This window comes from Chelativorans intermedius, from assembly GCF_025398255.1.
In the GTDB taxonomy this organism is placed as follows: Bacteria; Pseudomonadota; Alphaproteobacteria; order Rhizobiales; family Rhizobiaceae; genus Chelativorans; species Chelativorans intermedius.
The window spans coordinates 1-2,896 of record NZ_JAODNW010000067.1 but is presented as its reverse complement, the minus strand read 5'-3'; the positions used below and the strand labels follow the sequence as shown (position 1 = coordinate 2,896).

Annotated in this window: 3 protein-coding genes; 2 read left to right on the top strand and 1 reads right to left on the bottom strand. The window is 69.9% G+C overall.

From position 1 onward, the window contains the following. Positions 1 to 247: 247 nt before the first annotated feature. Complete coding sequence (locus tag NYR58_RS20175) at positions 248 to 523, bottom strand: hypothetical protein (RefSeq protein ID WP_050475362.1); 276 nt, start codon at positions 521 to 523, stop codon at positions 248 to 250. A 117-nt stretch (positions 524 to 640) separates the two neighbouring features. On the opposite strand from NYR58_RS20175, the gene NYR58_RS20170 reads away from it, so the two are divergent. After that, positions 641 to 1,222 (top strand): terminase small subunit, Nu1, encoded by a 582-nt coding sequence (locus NYR58_RS20170; protein ID WP_082206173.1) that lies wholly within the window; start codon positions 641 to 643, stop codon positions 1,220 to 1,222. Continuing rightward, the coding region (locus NYR58_RS20165; protein WP_261522916.1) for a phage terminase large subunit family protein at positions 1,131 to 2,896 on the top strand (1,766 nt) is incomplete at its 3' end. The genes NYR58_RS20170 and NYR58_RS20165, both read left to right, overlap by 92 nt.

Here is a 2,896-nt window from a genome sequence, read left to right as displayed (position 1 = left end):
GGTCTCGGCGATCAGGCCGCGGGAGAGCAGCGCGCCGACCACCTTGGCGGCGGCGCCGCCGCGGAGCGAGCCGGGGAGCGGCAGGACGTTGCGGTCTTCGCGCTGCGCGGCGGCGCAGAGGATCACGAGTTGCGTGTCGGAAAGCTTGGTCATCTGGGGTCTCCGTGTTCGAGGCCCGCGACATGCGGCGCCTTCTACGACCCCGAGCCGCGCGTTGGCGCGGCGGGAGTTCCGGCTGGGCCGGAGATCAGCGGGCGTACTCGCCCTCGCCAAAGGCACTGTCGGTGATGCGCTTCAGCAGGCTGGCGTAGTGTTCAAGGGTGCCGACCATGGCCCAGCCGACCTCGTCGGGCGCGCAGTTGAATTGGTCGTCGCTGAGGCGTGCCAAGCGCGCGAGCATCTCGTCGATCTCGGCTTTCTTGGCCGTAAAGGCCGAGAGCGCGGCTTCGCGATTGCGTCGGGCCTTCTCGGCGCGGAGTTCGTGGCGCGGGGTGGTGATCGGGTTCAGTCGGGCGGTTGTCATCGGGGTGTCTCCTTTCGGTGCGTCGTTTCGTTGGATTGAGCTTCGCTCCGCCGGGCTCGCTTATCCAGTGCAATCGCCGCAATTTCATGGCTTTGATCGAAGCGCCGGGATCACTTCATGTCATCGCCCGCCCAGCCAATCGCGGTGATCGCGAAGCTCCTCGATCTCTCGGAACGACGGGTGCAGCAGCTGAGCCGGGAGGGCGTGATCCCGAAGGCCACGCGCGGGCAGTACGACCTCGTGGGGTCGGTGCGCGGCTATGTGCGCTATCTCCGCGACCAGGCGGCGAAGGCGCAGGCGGGCGCGCCGGACTACGCCTCGGAACGCGCGCGGTTCATCCGGGCGCGGGCCGATCTCGCGGAGATGGAGGCGGAGGAGAAGCGCGGCGCGGTGATCGCGGCCGAGGACGTCGAGGCCGCCTGGATCGTGGTGCTCGCGGCGCTGCGCACGCGGCTCCTCGCGCTGCCCGACCGGCTCGCGCCGGCCGTCCATGCGGAGGCGAGCCCGGCCGGTGTGCGCGACGTGATCAGGGCTGCCATCCGCGAGGCGCTGGAAGAGCTGGCGGAGAGCGATGTGCGCCCCGAACGAGAAGACAACGAAGACATCGGTGCTGACCCTGCCGGGGACGGCGGTGCTGCACCGGACGGTGCGCGCGGCGCTGAAGGTGCTGACCCCGCCGCCGGAGATGACGATCAGTGACTGGGCGGACGCCAACCGCAGGCTGAGTTCCGAGGCAAGCGCGGAACCGGGGCGCTGGCGCACCTCGCGTGCGGAGTACCAGCGCGGGATCATGGACGCGATCTCGGATGCCCGGGTCGAGACGGTGGTGGTGATGTCGTCGGCACAGACCGGAAAGACCGAGACGCAACTCTGTGCCGTGGGCTACCACATCGACCAGGATCCGGCGCCGATCATGGTGGTGATGCCGACCGAGCGGGATGCCGAGACCTGGTCGAAGGACCGCTTCTCGCCGATGGCGCGGGACACGCCCTGCCTCGCGGGAAAGATCGCGGACCCGAAGTCGCGGGACGGCACCAACAAGATCCTGCACAAGCGGTTTCCGGGCGGGCATCTGACCATCGTGGGCGCCAACGCCCCCTCGGGGCTGGCGAGCCGGCCGATCCGGATCCTGCTGTGCGACGAGGTGGACCGCTACCCGTTCAGCGCGGGCGCCGAGGGCGATCCGGTGAACCTCGCGAAGAAGCGGACGGTGACCTTCTGGAACCGCAAGATCGTGCTGGTCTCGACGCCCACGATCCGGGGAGCGAGCCGGATCGAGACGGCCTTCGAGGAAAGCGACCAGCGGCAGTTCCGGGTGCCGTGCCCGGATTGCGGCACCGAGCAGGTGCTGACCTGGGGCCAGGTGAGGTGGGACAAGGCGCCGGATGGCAGCCATCGGCCCGAGACCGCGCGGTACCATTGCGCCGATTGCGACGCCGCCTGGACCGACGAGGTCCGGTGGGCAGCTGTAAGCAAAGGCCGCTGGATCGCCAAGAGGCCGTTCTCCGGCATCGCCGGGTTCCACCTGAACGAGATCTACTCGCCCTGGGTCCGGCTCGAGGCGATGGTGAAAAGCTTCCTCTCGGCGAAGGCGGGCGGCGACGAGGCGATGAAGACCTTCGTGAACACGTCGCTCGGCGAGACCTGGATCGAGACGGGCGAGGCGCCGGACTGGCAGCGCATCGCCGAACGGCGGGAGGACTGGCCGGCTGGCACGGTCCCTGCGGGTGGGCTGTTCCTGACCGCCGGCGCGGACGTGCAGAAGGACCGGATCGAGGTCGATGTCTGGGCCTGGGGCCGCGGGCTGGAAAGCTGGCTCGTCGATCATGTGGTGATCGAGGGCGGCCCTGCGCGCCCGGAGAGCTGGGAGGCGCTGACTGATCTGCTCGGCCGCAGCTGGCGTCATGCCGGCGGCGCCGAACTCGGCCTCGCGCGGCTCGCCATCGACACGGGCTACGAGACGGCCGCGGTCTATGGCTGGGCGCGCTCGGTCGGCTTCGCGCAGGTGGCGCCGGTCAAGGGGCTCGAAGGCTTCAACCGGGCGAGCCCGGTCTCGGGGCCGACCTTCGTAGACGCGACCGAGGGTGGCAAGCGCCTGCGCCGCGGGGCGCGGCTGTGGACCGTCGCGGTGTCGACCTTCAAGGCCGAGACTTACCGTTTCCTGCGGCTGGCCCGGCCGACGGCGGAAGAGCTGGAGGAAGGTGCCGCGTTCCCACCCGGCACGGTGCATCTGCCCGGTTGGGCCGACAGCGAGTGGATCCGGCAGTTGACGGCCGAGCAGCTGGTGACGGTGCGCAACCGCCGCGGCTTCGCGAGGCTCGAATGGCAGAAGATGCGCGAGCGCAACGAGGCGCTGGACTGCCGGGTCTATGC